Source organism: Alcaligenes sp. CHO6 (genome assembly GCF_037120595.1).
GTDB classification, from domain to species: domain Bacteria; phylum Pseudomonadota; class Gammaproteobacteria; order Burkholderiales; family Burkholderiaceae_B; genus Alcaligenes; species Alcaligenes ammonioxydans.
The window spans coordinates 73589-91157 of sequence record NZ_JBANCI010000005.1 but is presented as its reverse complement, the minus strand read 5'-3'; the positions used below and the strand labels follow the sequence as shown (position 1 = coordinate 91157).

Genomic DNA, 17569 nt, shown 5'->3' with positions numbered 1-17569 from the left:
GTCGCCCCAACAACGCCGACCGTACCACTCCAGGCCCGCACTCCAAGGGCTTTCGCGGCATAAACCGCTCGCTTCGCTCCCTATTTATTCCACGGTCCCTTTCCGTTTGTCCTTGCGTGGTTCGGCACGGCAAGGGCGACGAACTAACGAGACCGGCGGCACACACCGCAAGCCGAAATGTAGAACGCAACACATATCTACAAATCGGGCTCGGAATCTTCGATCCCGGTCAGCGGTAAATCCTTGGAATGATTAAAGGGGTGACTCATGCAAGCAAAGAAAACTCGGCATAAGGGGTACATCGTAACCGTGAAAGACGGTGAAGAAACTACCGAAACTCACTATGTTGTCAAACCCAATGGAACTGTTCTTTTTAGCTCTGGACACGACCCACTAGACCCTCGTTTTGGCCCCCGAAATAGCGACGATTGGGGCCAGTCATCAACATTGCCTGAATGTGCGGTGTTTGTAGGTTTTTTTTATATACACACGGCATAAAGAAGCCCCTGTCTGGCTGCAACCAGAGTAGGGGCAAGCATCACACAACCTTGAAGGAGTTCACGTAATGCATATTGATCTTATCAAATTAGCACAAGAATGGCGAGAAGCTCATGCTGCAGCGACACCCTATCGTTTGCCAGCGTTGACCGTTGCCCAGTTGGGACGATTGTCCGCATTGCTTTCGGACGCATTGCCTGTAACTGGCAATTCGACGGTTCATTGATTCAGTGGGAGTAGACACCATGAAACAAAAGGCTATTCAACTTGACCCGCGCAAACTGGTTATCTCTGAGCAGTATCAAGCTCGCAAAACTGCCAGTCAGACTCCATTGCCACAACTCGCTGACTCGATTGCCACTGTCGGCTTACTTCATGCCCTGGCTGTAGTCAAAAGTAAAAAACGTGGTTTTCATGAAGTTGTTGCAGGGGGACGGCGTTTGCAGGCAATCCATCTTTTGCTAGACGATGGCCGTTGGCCGGAAGGGCAATCGGTCGCCGGCACTCTCTACGAAGAAGAAGACGCCTTGCTTGTGTCGATCACTGAGAACGTACAGCGTGAGCAGATGCATCCTGCAGACGAGTTTGAAGCATTCGCTGAGCTGATCGAACAAGGCAAAACCATTGAAGATGTGGCTGCCGCATTCGGTGTCACGGCAACCGTTGTGCGACGTCGTTTGCAGTTAGGGCGAGTGGCACCCGCATTGATGCAAGCATATCGTGACAATGAACTGTCACTGGATGCGTTGATGGCGTATGCAATGACGGACAATCAAGAGCGTCAAGTGCAGGTCTATTCCAATTTGGATACATGGGACCGCAAGAACCCCCGTGTTATTCGCGGCATGATTGAAGAAGCTATGACCGCTAATCACCGGCTAGTGCATTTTATCGGCCTTGACGCCTATCAAGCGGCTGGCGGCGGTGTGACGCGAGATTTGTTTGCTGATGAAGATGACCTGAACGGTATCTATCTAATTGATAGAGCTTTGGTTGATCGATTGGCGCTAAGCAAGTTGCAAGAAACTGCTGCCAGTTTGGCAGCGCAGGGCTGGGCCTGGGTTGACGTGACTCTTGATACTGAACCGATCAGCAGTCGCTATGGTCGTGTTTATCCAGAGCCCGCTGATCTGACGCCGGAGCAGCAGGCGAGGGTTACCCAATTGGAATCCCAAGAAAAATCGCTGATGCACGAGATAGCGATTCTTGAAGACGAAGAAGAAAAAGCTGATGAAGATGAATGGCGCGCATTGAATCAGCAGCTTGACGAGTTGCAAGAACAAATCAGTGAGCTTGAAAACCAGTGTGAAGCCTATACCGACAGCCAGAAAAAAGTAGCAGGTTGCATTGTTCGCTTGGATTACCAAGGTGTACTGGACATAGTTGAAGGGTTGATTCGCCCAGAAGATCGGGCGCAAGCTCAGGAGCAGCAACAAGACGTTGAGGGAGTAGGGCGTGTGTCCCTGCCTACAGTGAAGACCCGCCCAACCCATTCAGAACGGTTAGTGCGTCAGTTGACCGCCAATAAAACGGCCATTGTGCAAGCCGCACTGGCCAACAACCCCAATGTGGCACTTGCTGTGCTAGTAGCTCAACTGGCGCGTCGTCATTATGGCGCTGGCTATTACAGCCATGCTGGTTTTGGGTTGGGTATTTCGATCAATTGTGAGCCTTTGGCAGCAGACGCTCCAGATTTACCGGAAAGTCGTGCTGGGCAAGAGTTAGCACGTATGGAGCAGCATTGGGGGGATTTGATTACCCCCGGCAATGAGGGTGGTGAGTTGACCTGGGCGCTGGCTCAAGATACCGAGACTTTGCTTGAGTTGTTGGCGTATTTGTTGGCGACTACTGTACAAGGGATTCAGCACCAAGAATCCAGCAAGGCGAACGCACTTGATCAGTTAGCAGGATTGCTGAGCATCAAGATGCCCGATTGGTGGAGCGCTACAGGTGAAACCTACCTAAGCCATGTATCGAAAGATCGATTGGTGGAAGTCGTTGCCGAAGTGGTTTCGCCCGAACAAGCCGCATCGTTGGTACGGATGAAGAAAAAAGAGGCAATTGACGCCGCAGAGAAAGCGCTTGAGGGTACTAATTGGCTGCCATCCATCATGGCTATTAAACAGAACTGAGCACGAGGGAAGCTACCCCAAAACGGGGTAGCTCATTGACGGTAAAACAACTTATCCAACGGAGTTACGGAAATGAACACTACGAAAAAATTTTGGAAAATTAATTCAGTAAACATCTGCGCTAATCTGGTGGTTCTGTTGCTTAGCATTGCTGGGCTTGATCATTACATGCGCTACGACCCGTCAGATGCCGTATACGTATCTATTATCGCGTTGCTTGGCCCCTACCCGTACCTTGTAGGAATCGCTCTGAGCATAAGTGTGCTTGCTTTTACCTATCTCAAAGCGGATTCGTGCTCCCGTCAGTCTTTTGTAACCGCTGGAGCTGTGTTTACGGGGCTTCTTGCCGGGCTGGTGTTTTCAAATTTGCTTATTTCATAAGCCAGCAGTGGTAAATCAGGCTGCTAGCGTCTTGATGGTTGGCGCTGGCAGTCTTAATACACTGATTAGGTCAGGATGCACGCCAGTCGGTCCTGGCTCTACTACACCGCATGTGGCTCCACCGACCCCCTACTGGTAACTATCCTTCATACCACTTGTCTTATTGATGCCTGCGCGCTTTGCTTGCAAGGGCCGCGATGCGGCCTAGTTGGTGTGCTGCGCACAAAAGGCGCTCGCCGCGCGGCTGTGTTGCGTCCTCTCATCGCTGGGCTCCCGCGAATCCGGTCTCGTTAGTCCGTCGCCCCAACAACGCCGACCGTACCACTCCAGGCCCGCACTCCAAGGGCTTTCGCGGCATAAACCGCTCGCTTCGCTCCCTATTTATTCCACGGTCCCTTTCCGTTTGTCCTTGCGTGGTTCGGCACGGCAAGGGCGACGAACTAACGAGACCGGCGGCACACACCGCAAGCCGAAATGTAGAACGCAACACATATCTACAAATCGGGCTCGGAATCTTCGATCCCGGTCAGCGGTAAATCCTTTGGTGAATTGATTTTTGGGAGCAGTCATCATGGCATCGGTAAACAAAGTGATCTTGGTCGGCAATCTTGGACGTGACCCCGAAGTACGCTATAGCGCGGAAGGGGCTGCTATCTGCAATATTTCCATTGCCACGACTTCGCAGTGGAAAGATCGTACCTCCGGCGAGCGCCGCGAGGAAACGGAATGGCACCGTGTGGTGTTCTACAACCGCCTTGCTGAAATCGCGGGAGAGTTCCTGCGCAAAGGACGCCCTGTGTACGTAGAGGGTCGTTTGCGCACCCGTAAATGGGCAGGCGATGATGGCCAAGACCGCTTCACGACGGAAATCGTGGCCGAACAAATGCAGATGTTGGGTGGTGGTCGTGGTGGAGAGGGCGTCAGCGAAACGCCAGAATCGCAGCCGCAGGGTAAGCCAGCAGGCAAACGTCCCACTAAGCACGCAGAAACAAAAGCGAAGCCCGAGACACCGCCACCGTCTGACAATCTGGCCGATATGGATGACGATATTCCGTTCTAGCGGTCAGCTGGGATGGTGAAGGTCTAGCGTAATATGGCCTCGCCATCCCAAGGCCAGAACATTACAAAGGAAATGCTCATGCGTGCTTGCAACGTGCAACGATACACGATACAATTTATTTATGATTAAGGGATTCCGGCATAAGGGTCTTGAAGCCCTCTACGTCAACGACATAACCAAGGGCGTTCAAGCTGCACACGCTCCAAAATTGAGGCGCATTTTGGGTGCATTAGATGCAGCAGTAAGCCCCGACGACTTGAACATCCCATCCTTTCGCCTACATCCGCTGAAAGGAGAGTTAAAGGGGTATTGGTCTATCACGGTCAACGGCAATTGGCGGGTAATTTTCCGCTTTGTTGGCACCGATGTTGAACTGGTCGATTACGTGGACTACCACTGATTAGGAGTACCGAATATGATGAAGAACCCTCCACACCCAGGCGAAATTTTGCGAGAAGATGTAATCGTAGAGCTGGGGTTGTCGGTAACAGAAACTGCTCAGCGTCTTGGAATGTCGCGTGTAGCATTTTCCCGAGTTCTGAATGGCAAAGCGGCTGTTAGCCCCGACCTGGCTATTAGGCTGGAACGTGCAGGTGTCAGTACCGCCCGTGCTTGGTTGTCCATGCAATCGAATTATGATTTGGCTCAAGCCTTGAAACATCCCCAACCTGCGATTCAGGCTTTATTTCCAGCTACCGCTCATGCGTAAAAAGCTTTAGCAAAGAGGTGAGCACCAAAACGCCAAAGGCCACCCAAGGGGTGGCCTTTGTTGTTTCTAATAGCTAGGATGGGCTTAGCGTTCTAGTTCAGGGCCATCTGATTTCACTTCCAAATTTTGTGGCTCTATGTTTCTCAGTCTACCCGCGTAAGCAGGTGTCAATAATTGATTAACTCGCTCAAAGTCCGACTGCGGCACTTGTGCATTCTCTATATTTCTGCCGATAAAAAGGTCTGTACGATGGTCTTCCAGCCCTTTGATGTAGCCTTCGAGGACGTCTGGATTTTTCAGCTCTGCAACTGTCATCTCTTGAGCCTTCAAGCCTGCTGAATAGCCACGATCATAGGATTGAAAGCCCTCTGCCTCCTCATGCTCACGTACCGGAAGCTCAAAGTCACGTTGCTCTTCCATTGCGTGATCGTTTGACGTCAGTTTTTTTAGTGACATCTCGGCATCAAAAATCTTTGTATTGATGTGCTCACGTTCAGCCGGCTGGCGCTGGAGCCCCAGTTTGACCATGGCATCACGAAATAATCGGGGCCCATCCATGGCTCTGACTCGCCTTTGCTGTTCGACCGCATGGGACTTTTCAGCTTGTCGCCGTCGTTCGTGCTCATCAATTGAGTTGCGCTTGGTGTTGCCATCCTCATTCTTGAATTTCCTTTCCATCGTCGTGAATCTCCTATTACTCGCAGTTTTTTGCACTGCATGGTGAAGCCCTCATCAGAGCGATAAAGGCGTGACAATCTGGCCGCACTGTCTAACAGCAGCGGTCAAATCGGAGTTAGTGGAATAGTGTGTTTCCCCGGCTAAGCCGGGGCCCCATCAGAGTGACGCTGCCTGGTCTGGTGACCAGGCAAGAGACCAAAAGTCCCACAACGAGCTGGCGCTCTTTGTGGCCCTTAAGGTCTCACACAAGACGCACCCCTGCAGGGGTGCCGAAAGCCGCATGAATGCGGGCTTTCAAAAAGTTGGCGACATTAGCCAGTGTGGACCAAATAGAGCAACAGAATCATCCGTAAGCCAGTAAATACACCATTTCAATGGGCTACAGATGTGGAGCTTTGACGTGTAGACATGAGCTAAAAACAAGCCAATTGCCAGTTTATGGACAATCGTTAGACTATTAGCCCCCACTGACTGGACAATCAATAGACAAATCATTGACCGTCAATAGACAGATCATTGACAAACCCTTGACAATAAATTGTCAAACTCATCAAATCTCCAGCTCGGCATGCTGTTTCTCTGGTTTCGTGTGGTCAAGTGTGTGTGACTTGGCCTTGTTACGGGGGGCCAGCAAGTCATGAGCCAGCCCTTTGTAGGCCTTTCTATTGACTGCTTTGGGTAGTAGCGTGGCGTTATCTGTGAAGACGGTGACCTCATGCCGTTCACGCGAAATACTCACGTAATAGGTGTCCTGGGCCGTGGTGCGTGAAAAACTTTCCGCGTTGTAAAGCACGCGATCGCAGGTCAGCCCTTGGGCACTATGGGCAGTCGTCGCGTAGGCGTGATCCAGGTGCAGAGGTTGATCAGCGGATAAGGTGACGGCTCGGCCATTGGCTGCAATGGTAACTGAGTCTTGCGCAATACCGAGTACTTCATAGCGCTCGCCATTGGCCAGGTCGAGCTCAGCATTGTTGCGAGTGACCCGAACCATGTCGCCTACGGATACTTCTGCGGTGTGCTGGTGATAGACCGATAGCGTGCTCATGGTTTTCGGGATTACTTCTATGGGTTGCGCTTCCTGGCCAGGATCGGGGCGCAAGGGTAAAACGATCAGCCTATCGGTGGAGCGGTTGCATTCGACGACCTCATACAGCTGACCTCGTTTCATCCCGTTCTTGTAATCGCGCTCGGGCTGGACGATATCACCGACCGTGTAATATTTAACGCAGCGACGCTCAGCTCGGGTAGTGTCGTGACGGGAGAGCAGGCGGTATTGCCGTCCTTTACCGCTCAGACCTTTGAGCTCATGCACTCGTCGGTTCAGGGCCTGACGAGAGAGGTTGGTTCCAGTGACAATGAGCGTATTAGCTTGTGCAGAATCAGACAGGTTCACATACTCGCGTGCGATCGCTTCATAGCGAGGACTGCTATCGCGTATTTGGGTGCCGTCATCCATTTTTGTGATGCGATCGTCAATCTGCACGACATGATCTTCCAGGACCTTGAGCGATGCGCTGGCTTTGCCAATGGCGGCTAGTTCGACCGCTTGTTTAAGGGTGTCACTTTTCTGGCGCTGAATATCACCCATGAGAGCGGTTTTCATGCCTTGTTCTTGCAGCAGTGCAAATGCCCGACCGGCCTCGACTGCCTTTGTCTGGCCAGTGTCTCCGAGTAACACGATGCGAGCGCCGCTGGGCTGCAATCGGTGTAGCAATTTTTGCATCTCGCGCACCGGAATAACCCCCGCCTCGTCAATGACGACGACCGTTTTTTCTCCCAGCTTGCTGTCCAGGCGCTCGGTTTCGGTGGCCGTAGTCATCGAGGCGACCGTATTCGCTTCAATGCCGTCTTGGCGCAGATTGGCGACCTGTGCACCGTAAGGAGCCAGGGCGATCATGCGATATCCACGTGCCTCTAACAAAGCCTTGGTTTCTTGTAATGCGTATGATTTTCCCGTTCCGGCCAATCCTTGCACACCCACTACCTGGTCTTGGCCTGACAGCATTAGTTCGATGGCACTGCGCTGGCCAGGAGTGAGGGTGGTGTCGGTTAACTCCGCATGTAAATGATCACGCGCGAGCACAGGCGCTACCTTGCCGCGCCCCGCGTGCATCATGGACACGATATCGCGTTCACTGCGCAATGCTGTCTGAGTCGCAAAGAGTGGTTCAGTGGGTGTTAATCGACCGACATCGATGGCCTGGTCGACTTGTTGCAGAGCTTGTTCAATGGCGATGCCGCGCAGTTGGACGAGCTCTTGCGCCCAGGCCTGACGGGTGCGCGGTTTAGCTTCATGGTCAGAGCTGCTGCGGTAATGAAATGCCCTAGCTACCAACTTGTTTTGCTCGACCAGTCGGTTTAAAGACTGCCGCAATTGCTCTGCGCTGACAGCACCTTCCCCATGCAACAGTGCGTGACTGAGCAATGCGGACTGGCTCATGACTGTTTCGCGTTCGGACAAATGTTTGATCGCCCAGATCATCGCGGTATCGGCAATGCGTTGACGCGCCTCGGGCTCAGGCGAGTGGAGATTAAGGCTGGCCAGATCCTTGGCGCGTTCTTTTGAGGCGTGCAGATTGCTCTGGAAGTCGATGCCAATGCCCTTGGCTTGTGCTGACCAGTCTGCTTGAAGCTGGTCGCGGGTGAACTCCTGGGTTTTGGCCTTGCGTGTGGCCAGAACGGCCATCTGGCGTTGTGCATGAGAGGCGGCGTGACCGTCCAGGCCCGCGTCGGCAAGTCGCTGGTGCATCTGCGCACTGCGTTTACTAAAGTGCTCGATCTGGTCACGTGAGATATGTTCCAGTTCGATGTGGCTCTTTTCAAAGCGTAGATCATAGCCAATGGCAGTTAACTCTTTTGCCAATTCAGCCATGTAGATCGAGTCCAGGAGCGGGCGGGATTGAACCAGTAAATCATTATTCAGCGCGGCCCAACTGCCGTCCTTGCGCTGTGTCAAGTTCATGATGACGGCGTGTGTGTGGAGCTGTGGGTCCGGAGGGGAGTTGTCTGTGGCTCTGGCCGTTTCGTGTCGAAATTTACTGATGATCAGATTGCCGGTGTTTTCCACGTGTGATTTACCACGTATGGTTTGGCGGGATTGCGCGAAATGCTGCTCTGCATAGGCCAATGCGCGTTCCACAGCGCGGTCATGGGCGAGAATGATGCGCTCATCACCACCGATCAAGGCTTGCAATGAAACACTTTTGGGCGCTGAAATCGTCAGATCCAGGCCTGAGCGGGCCTGTGAGTCGTGACGAATGCTACTGCCAGCATTAACGCCATGGCCGAACTCACCGCGCAACATCGCATGAAAGCGCTGGGTATCGACTACCCCGGAAGCCCCAAGCATATGGGCACCCTTGCCTTGCCAGATGGCTGCCTGGCCATCACGGCTATAGTAGTCATCGGCCTGGTCGCCATAGTAGTGCGTATGCTTGGCGGCTGCAGAGCGATGTAGAACTTCTTTAGTAATCATGATGTGTTTCCTGCTTACAAGACAAGGGAAGGACATTACTAAGCGGCAGCCGTGTCTTGTGTTGAACGGGGAATGCGCTTGAGTTGGCTCGATTCAATGAACGGCTCAATGACTTTAGGAAAGGGTTCAAACTGCAACTTAAACCGTGAAATCGGGTACTTACCGGCAAAGGCGACATAGCCGCTTAAGTCATCAAAGGCCTGAATCTGCGCAGCGGTGACCACCCGCTCTGTGACCGGCGTATTTTGATCATTGGTATTGCGATCACCCACGGAGCGAGAGACGCTATATCTATGACGCTCTACCTCATGCTCACCCAAGCTCTTGCTCAGATCCTCAGCAGTTTCATGGTCAGTACGAGATCCACCGAGCACCAGCAAGTTACGATAACTAGCACGAATCGTTTGGGCCTTTTTCTCGCCGTAGATGTAGTCCAACTGGGACGTGCTTTGTAAGCCTGCGACGATACGCAGTCCTTTTTTACGGCCCTTGGTCAGCCCATCTTCCAATGAAGGTAGGGCGTCCAGGCTGGCCAACTCGTCGATGAACAACCACCAGCGCCGCTTTGAATCCTCGGGCAATGACAGAACAGCCGTAATGAACACATCAGCCCAAGAGGAGACCAATGGCTTCATTGCTGTCACCATGTCTTCACGCCAGTTGATGAACAAATTTCCACCATCGGGATCATCAATCCAGTCACGAATCGAGAATGAGCCGGATTTCATGCTGGTGTGCTCGGACAGCTTGTTCGACAGTACGAAGCGGGCACTGGATAGCGCTTTGCTAGCTTCAGATGAGCCGACAAACAGCGACTCAGCCAATGTACCTTCCAGGTAGTCCTTGAGCTTGGCAGGGTCTTCAATCGTACACAGCCGAAACAGCTCGTCGATATGTGCTTTGTCAGGTGTGACGGTATAGAGTTTTTTAGCAGTCTCACGCAGCAACAAACGTCCGTAATCGTTCCATTCCTCTGCGCTCTTGTCTTGGCTCATCGGTACCATCGAATGGGAGAGGCGTTTCCAATCGTACTCTGCCCTAATTTCATTGAAGAATGCCCAGCCTGGTGAACGAGCATCGTACGGATTGAGGATGATGTCTCCCGGTTTCCAGAACTTGCTGAGCAAATCGCCATCGGGATCGATCACAAACATTCGGTCCCCACGTTTTTTCACGGACTTGGCCATTCTGCGTAATACCACGGATTTACCACTGCCTGTAGCACCTCCGATAAGGGTGTGGAGGTTTTCTACTTTGAGCGGCATTGGTACAGAAGCCACGTCCACCTGTAGGTGTAATCGGTCCGTACATTGCGAACGTAGCTTGGCAATAGGGACGACTTTCGTGCCCCGGATATGTCGTGTGAAACGGTCGCCTTCAAAACCGGCCGTGCGTTTAAACATTTTGCTCAATGCAACGACGGCAACCAATGAAAAGACAAATCCAATGACAGGGGGAACATAGAGGACGGGGTACTGGACGGTTGCTGTCAGCAAATGCCAGGTGGTGCGTGCGTCCCAACGATTGACTGCCACCCCGCTGGCCAGGCTCGCGGCTGTTATCCATGCCAGCAGCGGGAATGCAACAATTAACAATACCGACAAGCGTCGTCTCGTAATCGGTGACATAAAAAAATCCTTGAAAAGATATGCCCTAGGGTTCAGCCCCAGGGCATAGGCATACAGACGTGTTTATGAGGTAAGAAAGCGGAACAAAAGTACGGTGGCTCCTGCCCCGGCACTAGCCCCAACCAGCAAGGCAAAAATTGCCATCTTGCGTGCCGAGGCATGGGCAAATCTGGCATATCGAGCGGTGTCAGCACTGATTAGCTTCAACTCCGCGCGGATGGGTGAGAGACTGCTTTGCACGTTGTGCACCACTTGATCGGTCAGTTCGATACTGGCGCGATCGAGCACGGCTCCCAGGGTGTTGGCCAAATCTTCGGGTAAGTCTTGCAACTGCTTATTGGCAGCGGAAAATGCCTCGATACCGGCTACAAGCGCCGTGACTGTTTCGCGCAGTTTGTCGTTAGTGCGCTCTGTACGTTCAATCAGCCCGGCTACATCACCCAGAGTCTCTTGGTACAACAGATCCAACTTTGTCCGCGCTGTTTTTTCCTCACTCATGCGAAGCTCCGTTGGTGGAAGGCAGTACATCCCCGAATAGGGCCTGAAATGCACGGTCAAGCTGACGATCTACAGGGCGTGCCAGTGCTTTTAACGTGTGCATGTCCGACAGGTGTGAGATGCGTTTACGATCTTTTGGGTCTGCCTCGCGCAAGAGCTGGCGATAGTCATTTTGATCGGCCAGTATCGACGCGATAGTGATGCGTTTATCGGCCAGTAGCTCGAACACCTCGTTTTCGAAAATGACGGCGTTTGGATTAGCGATGAATTCGCCGGTTTTCTTGGCGTAGGTCAGCAGTGCAAGAAACTCTTCATTCACATCGCTTTCTACGCGGTTGAACAGCACGCGTATCCGATTGGCAGGCACGCCCAGGTCGCTCAATGCGGCAACGGTCTTTATGGTCTCTCGCTGTGCTTTGCCCGTCGGGACGACCGGCAACACAAATTGGTCAATTTCTTCATGGGATAAGTCGTAGCGGGACATGTGCGCCAAAAATTCCTCGATGTTCGATGCTCCGACGTCCACGATCGCATCGTCTAGCGTGAGCAAACCGCGGAACAGTTTGCCAAACTGCATCCCGCGAAGCTGATCAACATCCAGCCCTAGATCTTGCGCTGTTTCATTGGTCGATTCGATAGCGAAAATCTGTGCATGATTCAAACGCGGGGCCAACAGATGCGATGCTACGACGGTTTTACCGACCGAGCCGGTGTAGTTCAAAACGGCGATTTTCATGAAAGATTTCCTTCAGGTTGTGAGAGTGAGTCAAAGGTGGTGTTAAGAGGTTTTCGGCTTGGCCCGCATAGCACGGCCTTCTTCGCGCAGCGCATCCAGGTCAATGTTCATGTCGCGGTATTTGCGCAAGTCAGCGGGTGACTCAATGGCATTAGGACGGCCTTGCACCGCTTCGGTGCGAAGGACTGGAGCTTTGACCGGAGTGGTTGACGTGATAGGCGGTGCAGGCACGCCAAGGGATGGCTTGGTCAAGATTGGAACCTCGGTTGTGGATGTGTGAGGTTTCTTCGACTGACGCAGGCGCCATAAGGCTTTAGAAAAAAAGGAATGCGAAATCGGGATTCCCGCCGCGTTCAAATCATCGACGACCGCGGCATATGACGATCCGTTGGCCAGCCGCTGTTCGATCAGTGGCAGCAGTAAACGAACGCGTGCTGTGACCGTGGCTCGCGGGTCAGCAACGGCCAATGCTCGACGAAATTGCTCGACGAATTGGTCAACTTGCATGGATTGGGTTCCTGGTTGTGCTGGAAAGCAAATGCCACTTTCCAGGTTGAAGACAGAAGCGCGGCTTGTCGCGCTGGGGGAGCCGCGCCCGGATACGGGCGTGGGGGGCAAGGCCCACGGGGAAGGGTCGAGGCCGCAGTCCGACCCTGGGAGGACTGGACAGGGAACCCGGCAGGGGTTCCGCGGCCAAGGGGTACATCCATCCCCGCCCGTCAGGGTGGGGACTAATGTTCTTTTGGGGTCTACCTTTCCCCCACGCGACTAGCGTGGGGGACTGACGTGATACAGACCTCGATCACTAGGTCTGGGCTTGGAATGGGAGAAATGTTGCAACGGATAAATGTTTCACAATTGTAACTTTCAATGAGTCCAAATATCGAGTTATCCACAGCCCTATATGGTAGAAAGAAGGTAGAAATAAGGTAGAGGTGTAACAGAGGCTCTGAAACCCTCGTGGATAAAGGCTTTCAGAAATGTAACCGCGACGCTATTACGATAAAGCGCGACGCTATTACGATAAAGCGCGACGCTATTACGACGGAGCGCGATGCCATTACGATGCTGGAAATTGGTTATCCACAGGCTCAGCTTGGTGAAAAAGTGACTATCAAGCGCGATGGTATTACGATGTTAGTGGGCTAATTAAGATTAGCTTATAGGCAAATTGAGTCTCATCGCTGACTCGATTCCAAACAGCTTGTTCCACGCCCCGTCGACTTGTTTCGATACGAGGCGAGAGGATTAGACCGAGTTCTGCCAACTCATTAATCGCTCGTTCCAGCGCCTGTTTGAAGTCACGCATCCGGCCTGCGTATTGGGCACGTTCTTTGAGGATTTGCAGGCTGTAGCGCTGTTCAGCATCCTTTGAAGTGCCGATTAAGCGCTGTAGGCTTTTGGACAGCGCATAGCGCATGTTTAACCGGGTATTCCAATCGATCAAGGTAAATTCACGGTTGCCAAAAATCTGGGTCCATCGTGGGTCCACGTACAGCGTATATTCATTGAGCTCATCGTCATAATCAAAGCCTCCTAGCATGGCCAGAACTCGGCTGGAAGGATGGTTGCCGAAGCTGTATTTCAAACTACCATTTGTCCTTTTTGCCTCGATCGATAGCGTAAATCTGGCCAGGTCTTTCATTGCATTATGTAGCCACTGATAGCTGGCGCCACTCGTATTTCGACCAAGTGCCCGTAAAAAATCGGCTCGGTTGACGACAGGCTGTTGGCCAGATGGACAAGTCATCTGCAAGTACATGGCATGCATCCATACATCGGCATGGTCTTCGCACAGTTGCTTGCCAGAGCCTTTGATAACAACTCGCTCGTTACATAGGAACAGAGCATCATCGTGCATCTTGCGATGGCCACGTGCAATTGGTGCGAAGACACTACTACGAGCGATGTAGTTAGGCATTGCTCGTATATTTTCGCTAATGCCTGGAAGGAAAATGCGTTTGAAAGCAGGTTTGTTTGTCTGTTGGTACTTGAGAGGTTCCTGTGAGTGTTGTGTCGCTGTTCGCGTGCTGGCTGTTTTGGCTAAACGGCTCAGAGCATCGTTTAATCGGTTGGCAGAGTGCTGGGTTGGCGAAGGCATGGCAATCCAAATAGCTTAGGCACAGGGCCGCTGCCGCTTGGATGGGCGCCCCTGTGCCATTCAATAAAAAAACCGCTTCATGCACATACGGCGTGCGTAGCGGTTAATCGTTGCAGAGGGGCTGGTACAAACGTTCAGCGATAAACTGAAAGTTCGTTACCCAATTTGAGACTACGGCGCGGTTGCAGACCGGGTAGGTCATGCTCTTCAAAGAACTCTCGCCGTGCGCGTAGCCATTCTTTATAGCGCCACCCGCACCGCTCATCCCACGGGTAGCTGGCATCAATGTCAGATGCGATTTGTTGTAGATTTTTTCGTTCGGCTCGGCCGTTGTTGTAAATGTCAGCCATTAAGTTATAAGAAAAGACGGCATAACCGACACCTTGATAGGGCTCGACCATGGTGTTCTCCATTTATAAGGTTAAAGGCCAGGGCGACGATTGCGCGGATCAAAGAACACTTCTTCGAGTTCGAAGTTTCTGTAAAACGCCACGACGTTAATCGTGTTCCGCAAGGACATGCGGATTGTCTCCAGATCCAGCTGGCCGCCCGTAGGCGATTGTTTGATCAAGGCGATCACTCGATCAATGGTTTCCAGTGAACTGTTTGAGTGAATCGTTGTGACCGAGCCTGGATGACCAGTGTTTAACGCTGTCATGTATTCCCAGGCCTCTGAGCCGCGTAGCTCGGCCAGGAAGATACGGTCCGGTGACAAACGCATGCAGGCTTCTACGCACTCCGTTGCTGATACACGCCCTTGCCCTTTGCCATAAAACAGGTTCACCACGTTACGGTGGTTGGGCAATAGCAACTCATGCACGTCTTCGATCGTAATCAAACGCTCATTGACCGGAACCCGTTCAATCAGTGATCGTGCAAACGTGGTTTTGCCTGAGTTGGTGGGTCCGGCCACAATGATGTTGTATCGGGCCTGAACGGCTTCATGCAGAAACGCAGTGAATTTTCGCTGCTGTTTTAGCTCTAGCAGATATTGATCAATTGGCGTGAGCCCTTGATCATCAAGCAATTCCAGACTGTCACGGACATTATCAAAGGCCCCATCAGCTTCTAGCTCTTCCAATGTTTTAACGAGCTTTGTGTGCTTGCGTATATTGATAATGAACGTGCCCTCTGGGCAAGCGGGTGGCTGCACCACTTGTCCTCGCTCACCATCTGGTAAGCGCACCACCATGATTGGCGTCAAATCTAGGCCGTTATAGACGGCCAAGCTCAATACCAAGCCTTTCAGATTAGATACCGTGAGATCAGGGCACGTATGCTCATGCCAAGTACCGCGTTGACGCACAAAGACAAACTCAGGTCGCACAATCGCTAACTCGGTAATGGTGGTGTCGTTTAAAAATGGACTCAACGGTTGCAACTCAGCTCGTGCTGCGAAACCCGAATCAAGAAGTTGGTTCATGATGCTTCTATTGCAGCTCTTCGATTGATCGGGAGTAAGTGGGTTTGAGTTCATAGACTTTACTGAAATCCAGATCGCGAGCGACCATGATGCCTACACGTTCGCCCTGGTTTTTATAGAGGGTTGGAGGGATGTCTAAGGAATGCTCAAGAATCTTGGCCACCACTTCCTGACCACCTTCACGGGTGTTGTCGAATCGGATGTTTCCATCTCCTTTGTTGCCCTGGTTGGATGCCCAACTACCCAAATCCCCCAGTAAACTGAGCAAAATGGCATTGCCCAGTCGATCCCAGAAGTGATGGTCAATGGCACCATCGACCCCGGCTTCGCCCAGTGAACCAGTACCAGGTGAGCCTAGATTAAGAATGACCCCGTTTGGGGTTTCCAGACGGTGCCAAGTTACAAAAGCGCGTGGCTGACCTTGAACAATCCCACCGCTTTGATAGCCAACAAATTTGGTCCCGGCATCGATCAGCACGACTTTGCCATTCGCGCTCATCACATCTCGGGTGGCATTGCAGGTCAGCATGCCAGCCTGGGCGGTGACCAGTCGGGTTTGCATGACACAATCGATCATCGTGCCTTGAGTGATAAGGAAGTTGCGGTTCCCGAGTTGCCCGGCCACCGACGGTGCCAGTTCGAGCGGACGCAGCTGATTGGCCAAGGGACCCGCATCGCTATTGACCGAGACAGAAGTCGCGTTTTGTGGGCTTGTCTGCTGTCCTTCATTACTTTGCGCTCGCAAAGGGCTACGCAAACGTCGAGAGTCGACACCATTGATCACCTTGGGCAGCATAGGGATAATCGGATCGACCAATGATTCGCTAGAAGTCGTTTGTTCAGGTGGAGGGGGCTCCACACTGGGGGGGAGTGCCTGCCGCGTTTTGACCTCAGGTAACTGAAGCAAGTTGCTGATACCGCTGACGGATAAGTCATCTTCGCCATCGGATGCTTCATCACTGTTTGCCAGCCAGCGCCAGCTTACAAAGCTGATGATGCCAATGGCGATCAGCATGCATAGCCACAAAAAACCTTTCGCACCTGGTGGCAGTGGTCGTCGTGCGCCACTTAATTCAATAGGCCCGCGATCCTCAATGCTGGTGGTGTCCTTGTCGGTACTGCTCATTTCAAAAACTCCTTCGTGGTGAAGGTGTGAATGGATTCCCCTTGCTGTGATTGCCAGGCAGACGCTGTGCTGTCGATTACCAGCATGTTGTCTCGTTGAATTGTGGTCTTGGCTTGGAAAGGCAAGCCCGACTCGTCAAGAGGCTGAACTAGTGGTAGGGGGCCAGGAGCAAACTTCATCCAGGTCTGTCCGTCTTGCACTTTGAGCTGACTGGGCGTCAACTCATTGGCTTGTGGATTTACCGTTGATGAAACGGAATAAGTCACCTCTTTCGCGGTGGGCTCGACGACGGGTGGTGGCAAGCTGGCTGGTTCGACTCCATTGATAACGCGTTGGACCGATGGTGAAACAGTGCCGGTATACGGTTTTGGTGGTGTTTGGCCAAATTCAGAGTTATGAATGGCCACAACCCGGTTTCCCAATCGGATATGCCAACGTTTGCTGGTTCGATGCAAGACCATCGTTCGGTGATCTGCCATGTGATAGTTCGTCAGGACTTCCTGCCCATCCTCTGTGACCCGGTATACGACCGGGATTTCAGCAGACGGGGCAAATTGCAGCCAAGTCTGCTGCCCATCGTCCCAAGCATGAACAGGGGCCAAATCTAAGTCACCGCTTTTTGTATACGCTTGCCAGTTTATCGGCTGACCAGCTCGCGCAAAGGCGTTTTGAACATACTGTTGACGCGCCTCTTGGCGCGTCTGAACGGCGTCACTGTCTGGGTACCGCATGACCAGCTTGTAGAGCGTGCGGTTTGTAGTACGGTCGTTGTGATACGTGATTCGAAACGTATAATTACGTCGATCAGTAATCAGGATCAAATTGCCGTCGGCTTGCTCCATCATCGGTTTGAAAAAAACGTAATTATCATGAGCGGTGAAGTCATAGGCTTCACTGTCACCGAAGACGTGGAACTGATACTCTTCACCTTTCTCAAGCTCAATCATGGTTGCCACTCCAATCACCGCATCGAGTTGTATGACATTTGCAGGGTCGAACTGTGCGTATCGCACGCGGTGATCGGAGGCAGAGCGTTGGGGCTCATTTAAGGCAGCAGCGGGCATAACGACCGTGCACGCTAACGCCACCGCCAGTGCCGTTTGGGCAAATCGGTTCATGGGAAC

General features: G+C 52.3%; 18 protein-coding genes. 7 read left to right on the top strand and 11 right to left on the bottom strand.

Annotated elements, in window-relative coordinates; all coding sequences use genetic code 11:
• The first annotated feature begins 565 nt into the window (after nt 1–565).
• From V6936_RS15700 to V6936_RS15675, 6 genes are all read left to right on the top strand, one after another.
• A complete protein-coding gene (locus V6936_RS15700) occupies nt 566–724 on the top strand; it encodes a hypothetical protein (RefSeq protein ID WP_336580100.1) in 159 nt (52 codons plus the stop codon).
• Nucleotides 725–743: 19 nt separating this feature from the next.
• Nucleotides 744–2630: a ParB/RepB/Spo0J family partition protein gene (locus tag V6936_RS15695; protein WP_336580099.1), complete on the top strand. Its 1887-nt coding sequence runs from the start codon at nt 744–746 to the stop codon at nt 2628–2630.
• Between the two features lie 72 nt (nt 2631–2702).
• Complete coding sequence (locus V6936_RS15690) at nt 2703–3011, top strand: hypothetical protein (protein ID WP_336580098.1); 309 nt, start codon at nt 2703–2705, stop codon at nt 3009–3011.
• A gap of 571 nt (nt 3012–3582) precedes the next feature.
• Nucleotides 3583–4071 (top strand): single-stranded DNA-binding protein, encoded by a 489-nt coding sequence (ssb, locus tag V6936_RS15685; RefSeq protein WP_336580097.1) that lies wholly within the window; start codon nt 3583–3585, stop codon nt 4069–4071.
• A 121-nt stretch (nt 4072–4192) separates the two neighbouring features.
• Entirely contained in the window at nt 4193–4471 is a 279-nt protein-coding gene (locus V6936_RS15680; RefSeq protein ID WP_336580096.1) for a type II toxin-antitoxin system RelE/ParE family toxin, read from the top strand.
• Between the two features lie 15 nt (nt 4472–4486).
• Entirely contained in the window at nt 4487–4780 is a 294-nt protein-coding gene (locus tag V6936_RS15675; protein WP_336580095.1) for a HigA family addiction module antitoxin, read from the top strand.
• An 84-nt stretch (nt 4781–4864) separates the two neighbouring features.
• Here V6936_RS15675 and V6936_RS15670 read toward each other — a convergent pair whose 3' ends face one another.
• The 6 genes from V6936_RS15670 to V6936_RS15645 all read right to left on the bottom strand — a co-directional run bounded on the left by V6936_RS15670 (nt 4865) and on the right by V6936_RS15645 (nt 12302).
• On the bottom strand, nt 4865–5458 hold the full coding sequence (locus V6936_RS15670; protein ID WP_336580094.1) for a hypothetical protein: 594 nt from the start codon (nt 5456–5458) through the stop codon (nt 4865–4867).
• Nucleotides 5459–6008: 550 nt separating this feature from the next.
• Nucleotides 6009–8933 (bottom strand): MobF family relaxase, encoded by a 2925-nt coding sequence (gene mobF, locus V6936_RS15665; RefSeq protein WP_336580093.1) that lies wholly within the window; start codon nt 8931–8933, stop codon nt 6009–6011.
• 38 nt (nt 8934–8971) lie between these two features.
• Nucleotides 8972–10561, bottom strand: a complete 1590-nt coding sequence (locus V6936_RS15660) for a helicase HerA-like domain-containing protein (protein WP_336580092.1) — start codon at nt 10559–10561, stop codon at nt 8972–8974.
• Between the two features lie 63 nt (nt 10562–10624).
• On the bottom strand, nt 10625–11059 hold the full coding sequence (locus tag V6936_RS15655; RefSeq protein ID WP_336580091.1) for a hypothetical protein: 435 nt from the start codon (nt 11057–11059) through the stop codon (nt 10625–10627).
• Entirely contained in the window at nt 11052–11795 is a 744-nt protein-coding gene (stbB, locus tag V6936_RS15650) for a StbB family protein (RefSeq protein ID WP_336580090.1), read from the bottom strand. Before stbB ends, V6936_RS15655 begins: the two co-directional genes overlap by 8 nt.
• 42 nt (nt 11796–11837) lie before the next feature.
• Complete coding sequence (locus tag V6936_RS15645; RefSeq protein ID WP_336580089.1) at nt 11838–12302, bottom strand: hypothetical protein; 465 nt, start codon at nt 12300–12302, stop codon at nt 11838–11840.
• A 453-nt stretch (nt 12303–12755) separates the two neighbouring features.
• Between V6936_RS15645 and V6936_RS15640 the strand changes: the two genes are divergently transcribed.
• Nucleotides 12756–12944: a hypothetical protein gene (locus V6936_RS15640; protein ID WP_336580088.1), complete on the top strand. Its 189-nt coding sequence runs from the start codon at nt 12756–12758 to the stop codon at nt 12942–12944.
• Here the strand turns inward: V6936_RS15640 and V6936_RS15635 are convergent.
• The 5 genes from V6936_RS15635 to V6936_RS15615 form a co-directional block, all read right to left on the bottom strand.
• The gene (locus V6936_RS15635) at nt 12925–13896 is read right to left on the bottom strand and encodes a TrfA (protein ID WP_336580087.1); all 972 of its coding nucleotides are present in this window, start codon (nt 13894–13896) and stop codon (nt 12925–12927) included. The two genes, V6936_RS15640 and V6936_RS15635, sit on opposite strands and share 20 nt — an antisense overlap.
• Before the next feature lie 134 nt (nt 13897–14030).
• Nucleotides 14031–14297 carry a hypothetical protein gene (locus V6936_RS15630; RefSeq protein ID WP_336580086.1) on the bottom strand — a complete coding sequence of 89 codons (267 nt, stop codon included), beginning with the start codon at nt 14295–14297 and terminating at the stop codon, nt 14031–14033.
• A 20-nt stretch (nt 14298–14317) separates the two neighbouring features.
• On the bottom strand, nt 14318–15319 hold the full coding sequence (gene virB11, locus V6936_RS15625; RefSeq protein WP_336580085.1) for a P-type DNA transfer ATPase VirB11: 1002 nt from the start codon (nt 15317–15319) through the stop codon (nt 14318–14320).
• Between the two features lie 7 nt (nt 15320–15326).
• Nucleotides 15327–16445, bottom strand: a complete 1119-nt coding sequence (gene virB10, locus V6936_RS15620; RefSeq protein ID WP_336580084.1) for a type IV secretion system protein VirB10 — start codon at nt 16443–16445, stop codon at nt 15327–15329.
• On the bottom strand, nt 16442–17563 hold the full coding sequence (locus V6936_RS15615) for a TrbG/VirB9 family P-type conjugative transfer protein (protein ID WP_336580083.1): 1122 nt from the start codon (nt 17561–17563) through the stop codon (nt 16442–16444). The genes virB10 and V6936_RS15615 overlap by 4 nt, the downstream gene beginning before the upstream one ends.
• Nucleotides 17564–17569: the final 6 nt, after the last annotated feature.